The organism is Nocardia sp. SYP-A9097 (assembly GCF_009649815.1).
Taxonomy (GTDB): domain Bacteria; phylum Actinomycetota; class Actinomycetes; order Mycobacteriales; family Mycobacteriaceae; genus Nocardia.
Window position 1 is genome coordinate 169,380 of the sequence record NZ_WJIC01000010.1, and the last position, 16,451, is coordinate 185,830.

At 66.5% G+C, this 16,451-nt stretch carries 22 protein-coding genes; 6 read left to right on the plus strand and 16 right to left on the minus strand.

The window, feature by feature from the left end:
- Window positions 1-70: 70 nt before the first annotated feature.
- Together GFY24_RS21525 and GFY24_RS21530 are read right to left on the minus strand one after the other, a co-directional pair.
- A complete protein-coding gene (locus GFY24_RS21525) occupies window positions 71-1,006 on the minus strand; it encodes a TIGR02234 family membrane protein (RefSeq protein ID WP_153806857.1) in 936 nt (311 codons plus the stop codon).
- On the minus strand, window positions 999-2,546 hold the full coding sequence (locus GFY24_RS21530; RefSeq protein ID WP_153806858.1) for an anthranilate synthase component I: 1,548 nt from the start codon (window positions 2,544-2,546) through the stop codon (window positions 999-1,001). The genes GFY24_RS21525 and GFY24_RS21530 overlap by 8 nt, the downstream gene beginning before the upstream one ends.
- A gap of 173 nt (window positions 2,547-2,719) precedes the next feature.
- Here GFY24_RS21530 and GFY24_RS41175 point away from each other — a divergent pair, with 173 nt between their 5' ends.
- The 5 genes from GFY24_RS41175 (at window position 2,720) to GFY24_RS21550 (ending at window position 5,029) form a co-directional block, all read left to right on the plus strand.
- Complete coding sequence (locus tag GFY24_RS41175) at window positions 2,720-2,902, plus strand: hypothetical protein (protein WP_194852960.1); 183 nt, start codon at window positions 2,720-2,722, stop codon at window positions 2,900-2,902.
- Entirely contained in the window at window positions 2,899-3,057 is a 159-nt protein-coding gene (locus tag GFY24_RS41180) for a hypothetical protein (RefSeq protein ID WP_194852961.1), read from the plus strand. Before GFY24_RS41175 ends, GFY24_RS41180 begins: the two co-directional genes overlap by 4 nt.
- A 107-nt stretch (window positions 3,058-3,164) precedes the next feature.
- Entirely contained in the window at window positions 3,165-3,623 is a 459-nt protein-coding gene (locus GFY24_RS21540) for a peroxiredoxin (protein ID WP_153806860.1), read from the plus strand.
- Between the two features lie 109 nt (window positions 3,624-3,732).
- Window positions 3,733-4,341: a permease gene (locus GFY24_RS21545; RefSeq protein ID WP_228566521.1), complete on the plus strand. Its 609-nt coding sequence runs from the start codon at window positions 3,733-3,735 to the stop codon at window positions 4,339-4,341.
- Window positions 4,342-4,531: 190 nt separating this feature from the next.
- On the plus strand, window positions 4,532-5,029 hold the full coding sequence (locus GFY24_RS21550) for a MarR family winged helix-turn-helix transcriptional regulator (RefSeq protein ID WP_228566522.1): 498 nt from the start codon (window positions 4,532-4,534) through the stop codon (window positions 5,027-5,029).
- Window positions 5,030-5,073: 44 nt separating this feature from the next.
- On the opposite strand, the gene hisI is transcribed toward GFY24_RS21550, so the two are convergent.
- The 6 genes from hisI to GFY24_RS21580 form a co-directional block, all read right to left on the minus strand.
- Window positions 5,074-5,442, minus strand: a complete 369-nt coding sequence (gene hisI, locus GFY24_RS21555; protein ID WP_153806862.1) for a phosphoribosyl-AMP cyclohydrolase — start codon at window positions 5,440-5,442, stop codon at window positions 5,074-5,076.
- A gap of 45 nt (window positions 5,443-5,487) precedes the next feature.
- A complete protein-coding gene (locus GFY24_RS21560; RefSeq protein WP_153806863.1) occupies window positions 5,488-5,850 on the minus strand; it encodes a hypothetical protein in 363 nt (120 codons plus the stop codon).
- A gap of 207 nt (window positions 5,851-6,057) precedes the next feature.
- Window positions 6,058-6,831: an imidazole glycerol phosphate synthase subunit HisF gene (gene hisF, locus GFY24_RS21565; RefSeq protein WP_153806864.1), complete on the minus strand. Its 774-nt coding sequence runs from the start codon at window positions 6,829-6,831 to the stop codon at window positions 6,058-6,060.
- Between the two features lie 4 nt (window positions 6,832-6,835).
- Window positions 6,836-7,678 (minus strand): inositol monophosphatase, encoded by an 843-nt coding sequence (locus tag GFY24_RS21570; protein ID WP_153806865.1) that lies wholly within the window; start codon window positions 7,676-7,678, stop codon window positions 6,836-6,838.
- A gap of 6 nt (window positions 7,679-7,684) precedes the next feature.
- Window positions 7,685-8,416 (minus strand): bifunctional 1-(5-phosphoribosyl)-5-((5-phosphoribosylamino)methylideneamino)imidazole-4-carboxamide isomerase/phosphoribosylanthranilate isomerase PriA, encoded by a 732-nt coding sequence (gene priA / locus GFY24_RS21575; protein ID WP_309231144.1) that lies wholly within the window; start codon window positions 8,414-8,416, stop codon window positions 7,685-7,687.
- A 128-nt stretch (window positions 8,417-8,544) separates the two neighbouring features.
- The gene (locus GFY24_RS21580) at window positions 8,545-8,994 is read right to left on the minus strand and encodes a MarR family winged helix-turn-helix transcriptional regulator (protein WP_153806866.1); all 450 of its coding nucleotides are present in this window, start codon (window positions 8,992-8,994) and stop codon (window positions 8,545-8,547) included.
- A gap of 98 nt (window positions 8,995-9,092) precedes the next feature.
- Between GFY24_RS21580 and GFY24_RS21585 the strand changes: the two genes are divergently transcribed.
- Window positions 9,093-9,533 carry a nuclear transport factor 2 family protein gene (locus GFY24_RS21585; RefSeq protein WP_153806867.1) on the plus strand — a complete coding sequence of 147 codons (441 nt, stop codon included), beginning with the start codon at window positions 9,093-9,095 and terminating at the stop codon, window positions 9,531-9,533.
- A 65-nt stretch (window positions 9,534-9,598) separates the two neighbouring features.
- Here GFY24_RS21585 and hisH read toward each other — a convergent pair whose 3' ends face one another.
- The 8 genes from hisH to GFY24_RS21625 form a co-directional block, all read right to left on the minus strand.
- Window positions 9,599-10,231: an imidazole glycerol phosphate synthase subunit HisH gene (hisH, locus tag GFY24_RS21590; protein ID WP_153806868.1), complete on the minus strand. Its 633-nt coding sequence runs from the start codon at window positions 10,229-10,231 to the stop codon at window positions 9,599-9,601.
- A complete protein-coding gene (gene hisB, locus GFY24_RS21595; protein WP_153806869.1) occupies window positions 10,228-10,842 on the minus strand; it encodes an imidazoleglycerol-phosphate dehydratase HisB in 615 nt (204 codons plus the stop codon). The genes hisH and hisB overlap by 4 nt, the downstream gene beginning before the upstream one ends.
- 38 nt (window positions 10,843-10,880) lie before the next feature.
- Window positions 10,881-12,011 (minus strand): histidinol-phosphate transaminase, encoded by a 1,131-nt coding sequence (locus tag GFY24_RS21600; protein ID WP_309231145.1) that lies wholly within the window; start codon window positions 12,009-12,011, stop codon window positions 10,881-10,883.
- Entirely contained in the window at window positions 12,008-13,345 is a 1,338-nt protein-coding gene (gene hisD / locus GFY24_RS21605) for a histidinol dehydrogenase (protein WP_153806870.1), read from the minus strand. The genes GFY24_RS21600 and hisD overlap by 4 nt, the downstream gene beginning before the upstream one ends.
- A gap of 262 nt (window positions 13,346-13,607) precedes the next feature.
- Window positions 13,608-14,384 (minus strand): membrane protein insertase YidC, encoded by a 777-nt coding sequence (yidC, locus tag GFY24_RS21610; RefSeq protein WP_153806871.1) that lies wholly within the window; start codon window positions 14,382-14,384, stop codon window positions 13,608-13,610.
- 72 nt (window positions 14,385-14,456) lie between these two features.
- Entirely contained in the window at window positions 14,457-14,753 is a 297-nt protein-coding gene (locus GFY24_RS21615) for a DUF6412 domain-containing protein (RefSeq protein WP_153806872.1), read from the minus strand.
- 65 nt (window positions 14,754-14,818) lie between these two features.
- Window positions 14,819-15,106, minus strand: a complete 288-nt coding sequence (locus GFY24_RS21620; protein WP_153806873.1) for a putative quinol monooxygenase — start codon at window positions 15,104-15,106, stop codon at window positions 14,819-14,821.
- Between the two features lie 191 nt (window positions 15,107-15,297).
- Window positions 15,298-16,374, minus strand: a complete 1,077-nt coding sequence (locus GFY24_RS21625) for an aldo/keto reductase (RefSeq protein WP_228566523.1) — start codon at window positions 16,372-16,374, stop codon at window positions 15,298-15,300.
- Window positions 16,375-16,451 lie beyond the last annotated feature (77 nt).

Here is a 16,451-nt window from a genome sequence, read left to right on the forward strand (position 1 = left end):
AGTAAATGGCTATGTTCCCGTCAATGTCGGCGGGGCCGGAACCTGGAGCGACACTGCTCCTGATTGCTGATCAGGCGGGCTTGTGGCCCGCACCGCCGCTACCTGGATCATCGTGTGCGGCAGGGGTATTGGTTTCATCGTCGGTCGGGTCCGCACCCGCGTCGAGGGCATCCCAGAGGACGCGACCCGAGAGCGGCTCGGCAGCGGTTTGCTGTGACCCGGATTCCGCAGCGCGCTTGACCGCGTGATGTTCGGCAACCTGTTCGGCCGCCTCGGACTTGCGGAAAACCGGATTGTCGTACTTTCCGGACATGGGCGCGGCGCTCTCCGATGGCATGCGCGTCAGCAGCACACCGGCTCCGAATGCCGCCAGCGCACCGATGATGGTCAGTACCGCGGGCAGCGTGGAGGTCTGCGTCCCTCCCACATGTTCCCAGTCGCGCAATTCGGCCAGCCGACCGGCCCGCTCCGCGGTTTTACCGGCGCCCTTGAGCAGTGCGTACGCGGGGACGGCCGCGACGGCCGCCAGTACGGCCACCACCACGCCGAGTCCACGCCGCCACCAGCCGCGCGCGGCGAATACCGCGGCGATGGTCGCGACGAGCACCAGCGCCAGCGGCGTCAGAGCCCCGAACCAGCTGCCGCCGTTGAGGTGCATGGTCCGTCCGGGTCCGAGCTCGCTGACCACATCGAGGGTCACCCATGTCATGCGCGAGGAGACCCACAGCAGGGCCGCCGCGAGTGCCAGTAGCGCGACCGCGCCGATGGGCCTGCGTTTCTTCGCGGCACCATCGGCTTCGGCACTGCGCGCGTCCGCCCGAGCCTCCGCGATATCGGCTTCGGCGGCACGAAGATCCGCTTCCACGCCGTGCTTTTCGGCGCGGGCCGCGCGCGCATCCTCTTGCGCGGCAGCGATATCGGCGGCCACCTCGTCACTCGGCGGGGTGGGTCCGGTCGGGTTGGGCTGTGCCGCCTCGGTTTTCGGGTCGGGGTCCGAATCAGTCATCGCTATTGCCGATCGGGCGGTAGGCGCGCAGGGTTTCGGCGGCGGCCACGGCCTTGAGGACGGCCATTGCCTTATTGCGGGATTCGACGTCCTCGTAGTTCGGATCGGAGTCGGCGACCACGCCCGCGCCGGCCTGGACATAGGCGGTGCCGTTCTTGAGCAGTGCGGTGCGAATGCAGATGGCGGTATCGGCGTCACCGGCGAAATCGAGGTAGCCGACCACGCCGCCGTAGACACCGCGGCGGGTGGGTTCGAGTTCCTCGATGAGCTCCATGGCGCGCACCTTGGGAGCGCCCGACAGGGTGCCCGCGGGGAAGCACGCCCGCACCGCGTCGAAGGCGATCTTGCCGGCGGCGAGGCGACCGGAAACCGTCGAAACCAAGTGCATGACATGGCTATAACGCTCGATATGCCGGTATTCGGTGACGCGCACGGTGCCGGGTTCACAGACGCGGCCGAGGTCGTTGCGGCCGAGGTCGACGAGCATGAGGTGCTCGGCGTTCTCCTTCTCGTCCGCGAGGAGACCCTTCTCGAGCAGCAGGTCGTCCTCCTCGGTGGCTCCGCGCCAGCGGGTGCCCGCGATGGGGTGCGTGGTGGCCACGCCGTCCTTCACGGTGACGAGCGCTTCGGGGCTGGAGCCGACGATGGAGAACGCGGTGCCGCCCGAGCCGTCCGGAATGTGCATGAGGTACATGTACGGGCTCGGATTCGACGCGCGAAGCATGCGATACAGATCGATCGGCGTGCCGCCGTACTCCATCTCGAAGCGCTGCGACAGCACCACCTGGAACGCCTCACCCGCCTCGATCTCCTTGACCAGGCGGCGTACACCCGCACCGAATTCTTCGGAGGTGCGCTGGCGGCGGAAGTCCGGTTCCGGGCGATCGAAGACCGACACGGTGGAATCGGCGGGCGCGGCCAGGGCCTCGGTCATGCGATCGAGCCGGGCCACGGCATCGTCGTACGCCTCATCGACGCGCTCATCGGTGCCATTCCAGTTGACGGCATTGGCAATCAGCGTGATCGCGCCTTCGTGGTGGTCGAAGGCGGCCAGATCGGTGGCGAGCAGCAGCACCATCTCCGGCAGTTCCAGATCGTCCTCGGCGAGCGCGGGCAGTCGTTCCATCCGCCGCACGGCGTCATAGCCGAGGTAGCCGACCATGCCACCGGTCAAAGGCGGCAGACCGGGCAGCCGTTCGGTGCGCAGCAATTCCAGGGTTTCGCGCAGCGCGACCAGCGGATCACCACCGGACGGCGCATCCGCCGGACTCTGTCCGAGCCAGACCGCCTGCCCGTCCACCACGCTCAACGCGGTCGGACTGCCCGCCCCGATGAACGACCATCGCGACCAGGAGCGGCCGTTCTCGGCCGACTCGAGCAGGAACGTCCCCGCCCGATCGCCCGCCAGCTTGCGGTAGGCCGACAGAGGAGTCTCCGAGTCCGCCAACACCTTTCGAGTCACCGGCACAACCCGATGATCGGCCGCGAGCATCCGGAACTGTGCACGGGAGGTGGTGGAGTGGTTAGACGCGCTGGGCATCACCCCATCATTCCAGGCCGCACAACCGGGATTGAATTCGCTATCCCCGCCCAGCCGAGAGCCCGGCGGCGGCGAATACTCGATGCGCTCAATCGCTACCCACGCGGCAATCTGCTCCTCCAGCAGATGGAGAGGTCGCACGCGGTATCCCACTCGAGAGGAGTTCAACACAGATGTACCCCTCGCAACCGGTCGCACCGGAGGGTCCACGGCACGCAGCTCCGCAGGTCGGCCAGGGCATGCCCGGTCAGTCGCCGCGGAAGATGAATATGAATCACCAGCGGGGTGGCGGCAAGTACAGCGCGCTCGCCTCGTTCGTCACCTATGTGAAGGCGATGGAGGCGATACCTATGTGAAGGCGATGGAGGCGATCGATCCGCGGCGTTTCCCGGACGAGTACGCCGAGCACACCGATCGCATTCGGGAGCTCGAGCCATTCCTGCGGGCGCACGGCATTCTCGATGTCATGGATATCAGGAACCCCGAGGTCGCCGCACTCATCGGTGCGTGAAATCGGTGGACTAACCGACGTTTTCATAGAGCCCGTGGCCGGACCGGACAGACCGGTCCGTCCACGGGCTGATTCGTGCGCGAAGGTGATCACGTAATCTGCTGCCTATGAAGCCAGGTCAGCTCGCCCCGCGGTTCGAGCTTCCGGATCAGTCCGGTGTCATGCGGTCCCTCGATTCGCTGCTCGCGGACGGGCCCGTGGTGCTCTTCTTCTATCCCGCCGCCAATACGCCGGTGTGCACCGCCGAGGCGTGCCACTTCCGGGATCTGGCAGGCGAATTCAAGGCTCTGGGCGCCTCCTGCGTCGGCATCAGCGGCGACGATGTGCAGGTGCAGTCCGGCTTCGCCGAGAAGCAGGGCCTGAGCTATCCGCTGCTGTCGGACAAGGGCGCGAAGGTGGCGGCCGAATTCGGTGTCAAGCGTGGGCTGCTCGGTCCACTCATTCCGGTGAAGCGGACAACCTTCGTCATCAACCCGGATCGCACGATCGCCAAGGTGATCAACAGCGAGCTGCGCGCCAATGTGCACGCGGATGAGGCCCTGGAGTTCCTGCGCGCACGCGGCTGAGTTCGCCTCTGGCACATGCGCGACCGCCATGCCGTGTTTGTCCGTCGCGTCCGTTCGGTCCGGAGTGGCGCTCCATGACGCGCCGTGCGGGGCGGCATACGCTGGGCCTATGACTACGCCCAGCACGATGCCCAGCGAGGACCTGCCGGAGCGCAAGCGATCGTCGTTCGTCATGTGGCGCAATCGGATCATCGCGTTGGTTATCGCGGCGGTGGTGCTGTGGTTGTCGTATCTCATTCTGGCGGCGTTCATTCCGCGATGGTGGGCGCAGCGAATTGCCGAAAACGTACACGGCAGTTTCTCCAAAGGCATCTGGTCCGGATTGGTGATGGGTGCGGTTTGTACCGCATTGCCGCTTTTTCTCCTGTTGCTCGCGGGAATGACCTGGCGGAAACGGGGCGGTCCGTTTATCGCGGGTGCGGCAGTGGTACTCGCGCTCATAACCGCCATCCCGAATTTGATGACACTGACCGTTGTACTGGGCAGCTCCAATGCCGCACACGCCGGTGAACGCATTCTCGATGTGGACGCACCGGCATTTCGCGGGGCCGCACTGGCGGGCGCGATCGTGGCCGCGGCACTGTTCCTGCCAGCTGCATTTCTCTTGGTGCGCAGGCGAATCCGCAAAAACCGCGCCACGAAGCAGCTCGCGGATCAGGAAAAGTCGCGCGTGTCGGTCGATACTCCGCCAAATCCTGTCGAACCCGGCACGTACTGATTTCCGCATGCGACACGCGTGATCGATGTCACGTCATTGATGAACACCGTGACTGACGAGCGAAATCGTGGCAAACTTTCCTTTGCGGGTGACTCGCTGTTGCTGCTCCACCGACTGCCGGACTGACCAGCGCAACATGTCACTTGGCTGCTACGAGAGGGCTGGCACGGTGACCAAGTGGTTGAATCCCATGGAACAGCGAGCTTGGCGTACCGTCATTGCGCTCACGACCAGGCTCCCCGCCGCCCTGGATACCCAGCTGCAACGCGAGTCCGGGATTACCCATTTCGAATACTTCGTGATGACTCTGCTCTCCGAAGAACCCGGCCACCGGTTGCAACTGAGTGAGCTTGCGCAAAAGGCAAACGCATCGCTATCACGGCTCTCGCATGTCATTTCCAAGCTCGAACGACTGGGCTGGGCCGAGCGCGTCAGCATCTCCGGACGGCGTGGCGCACAGGCGGTACTCACCGACGCGGGCTTCGACAAGGTGACCGAGGCCGCCCCCGGATATCTGGAGTGCGTCCGCGGACTGGTCTTCGACGGACTCGACAAAGACCAGACCGAACAGCTCCTCGAACTCGGCGAGGCGATGCTCCAGCAACTCGACAAGGGCATGGCCCGCGGCGTCGGCCGCTCCGGCCGCCCCGACACCCACGCGGACTTCGACCGCCACGAAAACCGCTAGCGCACAGCGGCTTTCATTCTCGGGCCGCAGCCCGGGGCAGCTCTTCAGTCTTCACCGGAAAGCAGCTTGTCGCCACGAGCCAGCAGCACGTCGGTATCGAAGCAGGTATGCGTGCCGGTATGGCAGGCCGCCCCCTCCTGATCCACGATCAGCAGCACGGTATCCCCATCACAATCAAGCCGAACCTCATGCACATACTGCGTGTGCCCCGAGGTCTCCCCCTTCACCCAATACTGCTGCCGCGACCGCGAATAGTACGTCCCCTTACGGGTTTCCAGCGTGCGCGCCAGCGCCTCATCATCCATCCAGGCCATCATGAGCACGTCCCCGGTAGCGCGCTCCTGCGCGACAGCCGCGAACAACCCATCCTCATTGCGCTTGAGACGGGCGGCGATTGCGGGATCGAGACTCATGGTTCGGTTATAACAGGTTGCGGGGCATGCACTACCGGCGGGTAGCTACCGCTGCGGGGCGAAGCCGATGATATCCATGCCGGTCTTCCCGTAGCAGAGTACGAGTGTCGCCCCAGGGCTGGTCATCGGATGCAGCGTTTCGCACTCCTCGCCACCCGCACGGCTGATCGGGGTCACATTGACGATGCTGCCATCCGTGCGACTCCAAGCATGCGCCTGTCTGCTGTACTGACCATTCCCATCGCCGTAGTAAGTGACTTCCACCAGTTCATCGGTGAGGAAGAGATCGACTGCCTTCGTCAGTGGCGTGCCGCGGCCCGGGATCTCGATGCGGTACACGACAGAGCCATCGGCACCGCGCCGGACCTCTACCGCGTCCGGCTTGCCGTGCTCGAAAGGTGCCTGCACCAACAGATCGGCACCGGTCGCGTCCGCCGACCGGGTCGGGCCGGGTGACCGGGTCGGGCCGGGTGACCGGGTCGGTCGAGAGCGTGTCCGAATCCGGTTGTGGCGCAGTCGAAGAACGCGGGGATACCGGATCCTGCTGGGCCTTGTCGGGGTCGGGCTGGTCCGGCGACGGCTCGATGGCTGTCATGCCTCCCCCTCAGGCTGGTGTCAGCGGACCACGATACCTTCGGTGCGCATGGCGTCCTTGACCTGGCCGATGGTGAGGTCGCCGAAGTGGAAGACGCTGGCGGCGAGGACGGCGTCCGCGCCTGCTTGGACGGCGGGGGCGAAGTCTTCGACCTTTCCCGCTCCGCCCGAGGCGATTACGGGGACCGAGACGGCGGCTCGGACGGCGCGGATCATGGTCAGGTCGAAGCCGGCTTTGGTGCCGTCGGCGTCCATGGAGTTGAGGAGGATTTCGCCTACGCCCAGTTCCGCGCCGCGGATGGCCCATTCGACGGCGTCGATGCCGGTGCCGCGTTTGCCGCCGTGGGTGGTGACCTCCCAGCCGGAGGGGGTGGCGGGTTGGCCCGCGGGGACGGTGCGGGCGTCTACCGACAGGACGATGCACTGGGAGCCGAAGCGTTCCGACATTTCGCGCAGCACTTCGGGATTGGCGATGGCGGCGGTGTTGACCGAGACCTTGTCCGCGCCGGCGCGCAGGAGGCGGTCTACGTCGGCGACTGTGCGGACGCCGCCGCCTACGGTGAGGGGGATGAAGATCTGTTCGGCGGTGCGGGTGACCACGTCGATCATGGTGCCGCGGTCGCCGGTGGAGGCGGTGACATCCAGGAAGGTGAGTTCGTCCGCGCCCTGGGCGTCGTAGGTGGCGGCGAGTTCGACGGGATCGCCCGCGTCACGCAGGTTTTCGAAGTTGACGCCCTTGACCACGCGGCCGGCGTCCACATCCAGGCACGGGATTACGCGCACTGCCAATGTCATTGCTCTACCTCTCCTCGGACCCGGCGTCCGACCCACGGCCCGCCGTGTCGGCGGCCCTGACGGTTTCGCCGATCATGTCCAGTAGTTCTTCGTGCACGCCGGGCGCGGCGGCCAGCACCGATTTCGATTCGATGGTCCAGTCGCGGCCGAGCAGATCGGTGACGACGCCGCCCGCGGCGCGCACCAGGGCGACTCCGGCGGCATTGTCCCAAGGGTGATGGCCGAAGACCACGGCTCCACCCAATACCCCGGAAGCGGTGTACGCCAGGTCGATTCCGGTCGAGCCGTGCATGCGGACCCGGCCGGACAGGCGGCTCAGCGCACCCAGCAGGTTGAAGCGGAAGATGCCCGGAATACGGCCCGCACCATCGATATTGAAGGCACCGAAGCCGATCATGGCGTCGGAAAGCTTGCCGCGCTCCAGTTTCGGCAGCGGCTGACCGTTCAGGTGGACCGGGCCGTCGACCGTCGCGGCGTACCGCTGGTTGAGACCGGGCAGCCAGGTCAGGCCGATAACCGGTTCGCCGTCACGCACCAGCGCCAGCAGCATGCCCGAAAGCGGGTGTCCCGCAGAGTAATTGAAGGTGCCATCGATGGGGTCGAGCACCCATGCGGTCCCGGAGGTGAGCTGGGGGCCGCCGAATTCCTCACCGTGCACCTCGAATCCGGTGCGCTCGGTCAACTGCCGGGAGAGGGTGCGCTCCAGCTCCAGGTCGAGTTCGGTCGCGAAGTCACCGCGACCCTTGTCGACCGCGCTGGGCGCGCCGACGCCTTCCACGAAACGCGGTGCGGCAGCGTCGAGTACGTCACGGGCGATGGTGAGCAGCTCGGCGAGTTCGGCGGCCATCAGGTATCAGCGCACCGCTGCGAGAGCTTCGGGCAGGGTGAAACGGCCCGCGTACAGGGCCTTGCCGATGATCGAACCCTCCACGCCGTCTCCGGTGAGCGTCGCGATGGCGCGCAGATCGTCGAGGGTGGAGATTCCGCCCGAGGCGACCACCGGCGAGTCGGTCGCATTGGCGACATCGCGCAGCAGGATCAGGTTCGGCCCGGTCAGCGTGCCGTCCTTGCTGACGTCGGTGACCACATACCGCGAGCAGCCGTCGCGCTCCAGGCGCTCGAGCACCTCCCACAGGTCGCCACCGTCGGTGACCCAGCCGCGCCCGCGCAGCCGGTACTCCCCGTCGATCATCTTGACGTCCATACCAACAGCGATCTTGTCGCCGTACTCACCGATGGCGCGCCGGCACCACTCCGGATTCTCCAGCGCCGCGGTCCCGAGATTCACGCGCGCACACCCGGTGGCCAGGGCCGCCTTCAGCGATTCGTCATCACGAATGCCGCCGGACAGCTCCACCTTCACATCGAGTTCGCCGATGACATCCGCCAGCAACTCCCGATTGGATCCCTTACCGAACGCGGCATCGAGATCCACCAAATGCACCCATTCGGCCCCGTCGTTCTGCCAAGCCAGGGCGGCATCGCGAGGCGACCCATAACTGGTCTCACTCCCCGCCTCCCCCTGAACCAGGCGCACGGCCTCCCCATTGGCGACATCGACGGCAGGTAGCAGCACAAGACTCACGGGAGCATCCTAGTGGTTACTGACCGGTCGCCTGCCCGCGCCCCGGCGGCAACGGACGGAACAGCTTGTCTCGGTATCGAACACCCTCGATACCCGCAGTGCGATCCCCAGACGCGCTGTTCGTTCGGTCATGGGGCGTGGAGTTCCAGGATTCGGGTGAGGGTGAGGACGAAGTTGGCTCGTTCGGCGGGGGTGAAGCCGGGGAGGAGTTCGGATTGGGCGGCTTCGAGGCGGGTGTCGAGGTCGAGGAGGTGGGCGCGGCCGGCGGGGGTGAGGGTGAGGATATTGCGGCGGCGGTCGGTGGGGTCCGGCGTGCGGGTGAGGAGGCCGCGGTCTGCCAGGTCGTTGACGGCGGCTACCACGTCGCTGCGGTCTATGCCGGTGCGGCGGCCGACTTCGGCCTGGCTGAGGGGGCCGTGTTCGTCGAGGGTGGCCAGCAGCGCGTAGTGATAGCGGCGGGAACCGGTGGATTCCAGGGCGCGTTCGGTGGCGCGGTTGGCGATGATGGCGACCTGGCCGACCAGGCGGGTCGGCAGGGCGCGCAGCCTGCCGGAGGCGCCGGTGTGCGCTTTGTCCATATGGGCAATCTACAACCCTTGTTGGTGCGGCCAACATTCTGTTATGTTGGTTCTACCAACGTTGGAGCAACCAATCACTTCTGCGAAAGCCGCTCCCCATGAACACGATCCTGAACGATCGCGCCGAAATCACCACTCTCGTAGACAGACTCGGCCGGATCCTCGATGAGGGCCGCTTCGGCGAACTGGGCGAGATCTACACGCACGATGCCACCGTCGAAACTCCCGGCGGTTTGGCACGCGGCCTGCCCGCCATGGTCGCCCAGGCCACCCGCACCCACTCCCCCGACCGGCGCATTCAACACCTGATCAGCAGCGTCATCATCGACGTGCAGGACGACACCGCGACCGTCCGCGCCAATTTCGTCGCCATCTTCGCGGCGGCCCCCACCGCGAAAACACCACTCTCCCAACCGTTCTACACCCTGGGCGAGGTCTACAACTTCGACGCCGTCCGCACCCCCACCGGCTGGCTCTTCGACCGAGTGCGGACGGTCCCGGTATGGGAAACCGGCACCCGCCCCACCTTGGCGGCCTGAACTCCGAGGCAGGAGAAATGCGAAACCCCCGCGCTCGGCGGGGGTTTCGGGTTCAGGGCGGGGGCTCAGATCGAGTCGACCCAGTTGCGCAGGAGTTGGGCTCCGGCGTCGCCGGATTTCTCCGGGTGGAACTGGGTGGCACTCAGCGGGCCGTTCTCCACCGCCGCGAGGAATGGAACGCCGTGTTCGGCCCAGGTGAGTTTGGCGGGGGCCAGCGGGCCGGTCTCGTCCAGTGCCCAGGTTTGGGCGGCGTAGGAGTGCACGAAGTAGAAGCGGGTCTCCTCGTCCATACCGGCGAACAGAATGCTGTCCTGCGGTGCTTTGACCGTGTTCCAGCCCATATGCGGCAGCACGGGGGCGTTCAAACGCTCTACGACGCCGGGCCATTCGGCACAGCCTTCGGTCTCGACACCGAATTCGACGCCGCGTTCGAAGAGGATCTGCATGCCGACGCAGATGCCCAGTACCGGACGTCCACCGGCGAGGCGCTTGCCGATAATGCGGTCACCGCGCACGGACAGCAATCCGGACATGCAGGCGGCGTACGCGCCGACGCCCGGAACCACGAGACCGTCTGCGTTCAAGGCGATTTCGGGGTCGGCGGTGACAACGACCTCCGCGCCGGTGCGCGCCAGGGCGCGAGCGGCGGAGTGCAGATTGCCGGAGCCGTAATCGAGCAGGGCGAGTTTCTTGCTCATAGGGTTCCCTTGGTGGAGGGGATACCGGTGACACGCGGGTCGAGTTCGACCGCGGCACGCAAAGCCCGTGCGACAGCCTTGAATTCGGCCTCGGTGATGTGGTGCTGGTCGCGGCCGTAGAGCACCCGTACATGCAGGGCGATGCGGGCGTTCAGCGCAATCGATTCGAACACATGGCGATTCAGCACCGTCGAGTAGGACGCGCCCGGCCCGGCGGAGGGAATCACCGTGTGCAGCAGGTGTTCCGGCTCCCCGGTGTGCACGCAGTACGGGCGGCCCGAGACGTCGACAATGGCCTGGGCGAGGGTCTCGTCCATAGGAATGAAGGAGTCGCCGAAGCGGCGAATGCCCTTCTTGTCGCCGAGGGCCTGGGCGAGCGCCTGGCCGAGCACGATGGCGGTGTCCTCGACGGTGTGGTGCGCCTCGATCTCGATATCGCCCTTGGCCTGCACGGTCAGGTCGAAGCTGCCGTGCTGGCCGAATGCGGTGAGCATGTGATCGTAGAACGGGACGCCGGTGGAGATATCGGTCTTACCGGAGCCGTCGAGGTTCAGTTCCACCACGATGCTGGATTCACGAGTGGTGCGTTCCACCCGGGCGATTCGGTCCATGCTCGCTTCCCTATCCACGGGGCGGCCCGCCGCCGTACTCATCGGGCAACCACTTCGGTCGCAACAAGTTTCGCGCTCACGCGCAGGAATTCGTCGTTCTCGGCGGCCAGGCCGATGGTGGTGCGCAGGTAGCCGGGGATACCGACATCGCGAATGAGCACGCCCTCGTCGAGGTAGTGCTGCCAGGCGCGCGGGGCGTCGGCGAAGCGGCCGAAGAGGACGAAGTTGGCGTCGGAAGGGATTACGTCGTAACCCATTTCGGTCAGCGCGGCCATGACGCGATCACGCTGTGAGGCCAATTCCGCGACGCTGCCGAGGGTTTCGTCGGCGTGCCGCAGTGCCGCCCGCGCCGCGGCCTGGGTGACCACGGACAGGTGATAGGGCAGTCGCACCAGCAGCATGGCGTCGATGACCGCGGGCGCGGCCGCCAGGTATCCGAGCCGCCCGCCCGCGAAGGCGAATGCCTTCGACATGGTCCGGCTCACAACGAGTTTCGCCGGGAACCGGTCGATCAGTGAGATGGCGCTGGGTGCGCTGGAGAACTCCCCGTACGCCTCGTCGACCACCACGATGCCGGGTGCGGCATCGAGAATCCGCTCCAGGTCCGAGATCGGAACGCTGTGTCCGGTCGGATTATTGGGGCTGGTCACGAACACCACATCGGGACGCTTCTCGGCGATCACCATGACGGCGTAGTCGATATCGAGGGAGAAGTCGCCAGTGCGTTTGGCCTCGACCCATTCGGTATCGATGCCCTCGGAGATGATCGGGTGCATCGAGTACGACGGTACGAAACCCAGTGCGCTGCGGCCGGGTCCACCGAACGCCTGCAACAGCTGCTGCAGGATTTCATTGGAACCGTTGGCGGCCCACACATTCGACACATCCACCGCGACGCCGGTCTGCCGGGTCAGGTAGGCGGCCAGGTCGGTGCGCAGGCCCACGGCATCGCGATCGGGGTAACGGTGCAGGTCAGCGGCGGCGGCCCGAACGGATTCGGCCACATCGTCGACGAGCGCCCCACTCGGCGGGTGCGGGTTCTCATTGGTGTTCAGCTGGACGGGCACCGTCAATTGCGGTGCGCCGTAAGGGCTTTTGCCGCGCAGGTTCTCGCGCAGCGGCAGATCTTCCAGCGAGACGGCGGATCCCGGGACAGTCACAGCATTCACCGCAGTTCTCCGAATCGCACCTGGACGGCCTGACCGTGCGCGGGCAGGTCCTCGGCATTGGCGAGCGCGACCACATGTCCGGCAACGTCTTTCAGCGCCGCCTCGGAGTAGTCCACGACGTGGATTCCGCGCAGGAACGTCTGCACGCTCAAACCTGAAGAGTGCCGGGCACATCCGGCGGTGGGCAGTACGTGATTGGAGCCCGCGCAGTAGTCGCCGAGACTGACCGGGGACCACGCGCCGACGAAAACCGCTCCGGCACTGCGCACCTGGGCGGCGACGGCGGAGGCATCGACGGTCTGGATCTCCAGGTGTTCGGCCGCGTAGGCGTTCACCACGCGCAGGCCCTGCGCGATGTCATCGACGAGCACGGTGCCGGACTGTTTGCCGGACAACGCTTCCGTGACCCGGTCGTGGTGTTTGACCACGGCCATCTGCGCGGTCAGCGCCTGGTCCACGGCATCGGCGAGTTCCACGCTGTCGGTGACGAGCACGCTCGCCGCGAGCACATCGTGTTCGGCCTGCGAGATCAGATCCGCGGCCACATGAGCCGGATCGGCGGTGGCATCGGCCAGAATCGCGATCTCGGTGGGCCCGGCCTCGGCATCGATGCCGACCAGTCCGCGGCAGAGCCGCTTGGCCGCGGTCACATAGATATTGCCCGGCCCGGTGATCATGTCGACCGGTTCGAGTTGCGCGCCATCGGTATCGATACCGCCGTAGGTCAGCAGTGCGACCGCCTGTGCGCCGCCGACCGCCCACACCTCCTCGACCCCGAGCAGCTTGGCCGCCGCGAGAATCGTCGGGTGCGGCAGTCCGCCGAATTGCGCCTGCGGCGGCGAGGCCACCACCAGCGATTCGACCCCCGCGGTCTGCGCGGGAACCACATTCATGACCACGCTGGACGGGTAGACCGCATTGCCGCCCGGCACATAGAGCCCAACCCGCTCGACCGGAATCCATCGCTCGGTCACGGTGCCGCCGGGCACCACCTGCGTGGTCTTATCGGTGCGCCGCTGATCGGCGTGCACCTTGCGGGTGCGCTCGATCGCGACCTCGAGGGCGGTGCGCACCGCCGGATCGAGCTCTTCGAGAGCCTTGTCGATCTCAGCGGCGGGCACCCGCACCGAGACCGGCCGCACCCCGTCGAACTTCTCACTGAACTCCAGCGCGGCCTCGACACCCCGATCGCGAATCGCCTCCACGACCGGCCGCACATGATGCAGCACCGAGTCCACGTCGACGCCTCCACGCGGCAGTGCCGCGCGCAGTTCGGCGGCAGTGGGAGTACGTCCGCGCAGATCCACGCGGGCGAGCTCGATGCGGCTTGTCATAGCGCTGTCAAGTCCTTGTCTGTGCTGATCATCGAAGGGGTCGCGCGAACCGCCGAAACGGCCCGCGACCAGCTACCAGACTATCGGGTCGGTGCCACCGGTTATCCGCCAGACCGACTCGCGGCCCCACACCGGCCGCGGCATCCCCGCGAATGCGACCCAGCTCACACCGTCGACCGACCGCCGGGCAGCTTCGGGCCGGGGTGCCGCGACCACGCGAGATCCCGCCCGAGGGGCAGTGCGGCCGGACGTCCGGTGGCGATTACGGCACCGGCGTTTCGGCGCCGAAGCGCCGATAGACCAGGTGCTGCTGTACGAAGGTCCAGGCGTTCTGAGTGACGAAGTAGAGCAGGATCGCAATCGGCCAAAGAGCACCGGTGACGAGTGTGCCGAGCGGGAAGGCCCACATGGACAGCAGGTTCATGACCCGGGTTTGCGGCGTTTCGGGAGCCATCTCGCGCTGGCGGGCCACCGAGTAGCGGGCGGTGTAATGGGTCGCTACCGCGGCGATCACGACCAGCGGAATCACCACGGCGGCAAGCGAACCGGGCGCGGCTCCACCCGCATGAGCCAGGCTCGCCGACAGTGGGGCACCGAAGAGATGCGCGTTCAGGAAGGACTGCACCTGTTCGGTGGAGAACACGTAGTTGGTGGTCCCGGCATGGAATGAATTCAGCACGTGGAACAGGCCGATGAACACCAGAATCTGCCCGATCATGGGGAGAAATCCGAGTAGCGGATTGAAGCTGTGCTCCTGCTGCAGCCTGCGCACCTCGATGACCTGCTGCTCCTTGTCATCGGCGTATTTGCGCTGGATCTCCTTCATCTCCGGCGCGATACGAGCCAGCGTGCGCTGAAAACGCAACTGCGCCATGAACGGCCGAATGAGCAGAGCGCGCAGGGTGAGCACGAGGAAGATGATGGCCAGCACCCACGCCAGGCCACTGGACGCGCCGAGCACCGACGCGAAGGCCGTATGCCACAACCAGAGCACCGCGGACACCGGGTAATAGATGAAATCGAGCATGGGGACCTTCACTGCGAGGCACCCGCGTTTTCGGCGCGGGTGAATGGAATCAGGGCAGCCGCGGACCCGATCGCGCGCACGCGATCAGGCCGGGCACACCCCCGGCGCTCGCGGGCGAGGCCGCCCCTCGGCATCCGGATTGCTCTGTCGCAGAAACGCTCCCCGGCGCCGCCGACCGGCGGACTCCGGCGGACCCGCACTGACCACGACCCGCAGCACCGGTCCCCGCGCCGCGATCAGCGCGGCGGTGAGGGCGACCAGCGCCGCGGCACCCAACACGATCAGCGAGTTCGGCTGTGCCGCAGCCAGGAAGAGAACGGCCCACGCGGCGACGACGAGGGTGCATACCAGCACCACTGTCGTCCGAATCCGCGCAACCATGCGCTCGACACTACCCATGAATCGGGAACCCGTCCCAGGTTGTGAGCTGATCGAAGATCAAGAGATCACTCGGCGACGAGTCGCCGGATGATCATGGGCTCGGCGAGGACGCCCTCGAGGACGCCCGAGATATGACGGAAATGCGGGGTGGCGAAGTGCTCCTCGAGGGCGTGCGCGCTGGACCACTCCTCGACCACGACCATGTGCGCGGGCTCGTTGGGGTTGGCGAAGGGCTGGTAATTCAGGCAATTCGGCTCGGCCAGGGATGGTTCGATCATGGCTTCCAGAGCGGTGCGGAGGCGATCCTCCCTGCCGGGGAGGGCGCGAAGTTCGGCGACGACATGCAGGGACATCAGGGGTACTCCTTCAAGGCGAGTGCCTCGGCATTCCGGGAGTTCGGCCGGGATCCGCGGAAACCTGTTGGAGGGTCTCGGTGTGGATCCCGGCCAAAAGCATGCCGGGATGACGGGGGATGGGATGGGACGGACTGGGATTACGTGAGGGACGGTCTGGGATGACAAGGGGTCTGGGGTTGAGTGGACCGTCAGGCGTGGGTGGGGCCGGTACCCGCGCCGGTGGCGGTGATGGCCGTGGCGATTTCCGCCAGGTCGGCGGGTGTGAGCTCCAGGGTGAGACCGCCTGTCCAGCCGTCGATTTGGCCGGCATTGCGGGCACCGACGATCGCGCCGGTGATACCGGGCCAGGAGTTGACCCAGGTCAGGGCTACTTCGGCGACGGTGACGCCGTGGCGGGCGGCGATCGGCCGCAGCGCGTCGACCAGCGCCAGGTTGGCGGGCAGCCCGGTGGTGAAATCCGGGCTGGCGGAACGCCAGTCGTCGGCGGTGAGTTCGCGGTCGGCGGTGAAGGCGCCGGTGAGCAGCCCCGACTGCAGCGGCGAGTAGGCGATCACGCCGGTGGAATGTGCCTTCGCCCAGGCGATTTCGGGTGCCGAGGTGCGGTTGACGGCCGAGAACGGCGGCTGGATGGCGTCCACGTGCGCTACGGCTTCGGCCCGATCCAGTTCTGCCACACTGTGATTGGAGAGGCCGATGGCGCGGACCTTACCTTCCTTCTTGAAGTCGGCCATGAGCTGCCAGTACTCCTCCAGCGGCGTGGGCTCGGCCAGGTTCTCGCCTTCCCCGCCGTAGACGAAGACCGCGCCGGTGTCGGGCCAGTGCACCTGGTAGAGGTCGATGTGGTCGACGCGCAGCCGGCGCAGCGACGATTCCAGTTCGGCGCGAATGGTTTCCGGTCGCATGATGCGGCGCGGCGGGCCGGAGCGGTCGTCGCCCTCCTCCCAGATGAGGCCGGTCTTGGTGAACAGGTACGGCCGGTCGGCCTCGGGCAGATCGGCGAGGGCGCGGCCGACCAGCGTCTCGGCGTGACCGAGTCCGTACGCGGGGGCGGTGTCGATCCAGTTGAGGCCGCTGTTCACCGCGTGCCGAATGGCGGCAATGGATTCGGCGTCATCGGTGGCGCCCCACGAGTACTCCCAACCGGGTCCGGCGATCACCCAGGTGCCGAGACCGAGCCGGGTGATGTTCATACCGGTGTCACCGAAGGGGCGGGTGGACTCGACCGCGCCGCCCGTCGAGGAGTCGCCGCGTGCTGTTGTGGTCATTCGAATCTCCTGAGTGGAAACCTCCCGCGGCGAGCCGCGGAGCCGGATCCGTTCCGGCTGTGACCACTACTTTCGTT

Coding starts and splice junctions, on each gene's coding strand:
- hisH (WP_153806868.1), bottom strand. CDS start 10,231: ATGAGCAAGAAACTCGCCCTGCTCGATTACGGCTCCGGCAATCTGCAC.
- hisD (WP_153806870.1), bottom strand. CDS start 13,345: ATGACAAGCCGCATCGAGCTCGCCCGCGTGGATCTGCGCGGACGTACT.
- hisB (WP_153806869.1), bottom strand. CDS start 10,842: ATGGACCGAATCGCCCGGGTGGAACGCACCACTCGTGAATCCAGCATC.
- GFY24_RS41175 (WP_194852960.1), top strand. CDS start 2,720: ATGTACCCCTCGCAACCGGTCGCACCGGAGGGTCCACGGCACGCAGCT.
- GFY24_RS21550 (WP_228566522.1), top strand. CDS start 4,532: ATGGAACAGCGAGCTTGGCGTACCGTCATTGCGCTCACGACCAGGCTC.
- GFY24_RS21615 (WP_153806872.1), bottom strand. CDS start 14,753: ATGGTTGCGCGGATTCGGACGACAGTGGTGCTGGTATGCACCCTCGTC.
- GFY24_RS21530 (WP_153806858.1), bottom strand. CDS start 2,546: ATGCCCAGCGCGTCTAACCACTCCACCACCTCCCGTGCACAGTTCCGG.
- GFY24_RS21545 (WP_228566521.1), top strand. CDS start 3,733: ATGACTACGCCCAGCACGATGCCCAGCGAGGACCTGCCGGAGCGCAAG.
- GFY24_RS21625 (WP_228566523.1), bottom strand. CDS start 16,374: ATGACCACAACAGCACGCGGCGACTCCTCGACGGGCGGCGCGGTCGAG.
- hisI (WP_153806862.1), bottom strand. CDS start 5,442: ATGAGTCTCGATCCCGCAATCGCCGCCCGTCTCAAGCGCAATGAGGAT.
- GFY24_RS21540 (WP_153806860.1), top strand. CDS start 3,165: ATGAAGCCAGGTCAGCTCGCCCCGCGGTTCGAGCTTCCGGATCAGTCC.
- GFY24_RS21580 (WP_153806866.1), bottom strand. CDS start 8,994: ATGGACAAAGCGCACACCGGCGCCTCCGGCAGGCTGCGCGCCCTGCCG.
- hisF (WP_153806864.1), bottom strand. CDS start 6,831: ATGACATTGGCAGTGCGCGTAATCCCGTGCCTGGATGTGGACGCCGGC.
- GFY24_RS21570 (WP_153806865.1), bottom strand. CDS start 7,678: ATGGCCGCCGAACTCGCCGAGCTGCTCACCATCGCCCGTGACGTACTC.
- GFY24_RS21585 (WP_153806867.1), top strand. CDS start 9,093: ATGAACACGATCCTGAACGATCGCGCCGAAATCACCACTCTCGTAGAC.
- GFY24_RS21525 (WP_153806857.1), bottom strand. CDS start 1,006: ATGACTGATTCGGACCCCGACCCGAAAACCGAGGCGGCACAGCCCAAC.
- GFY24_RS21620 (WP_153806873.1), bottom strand. CDS start 15,106: ATGTCCCTGCATGTCGTCGCCGAACTTCGCGCCCTCCCCGGCAGGGAG.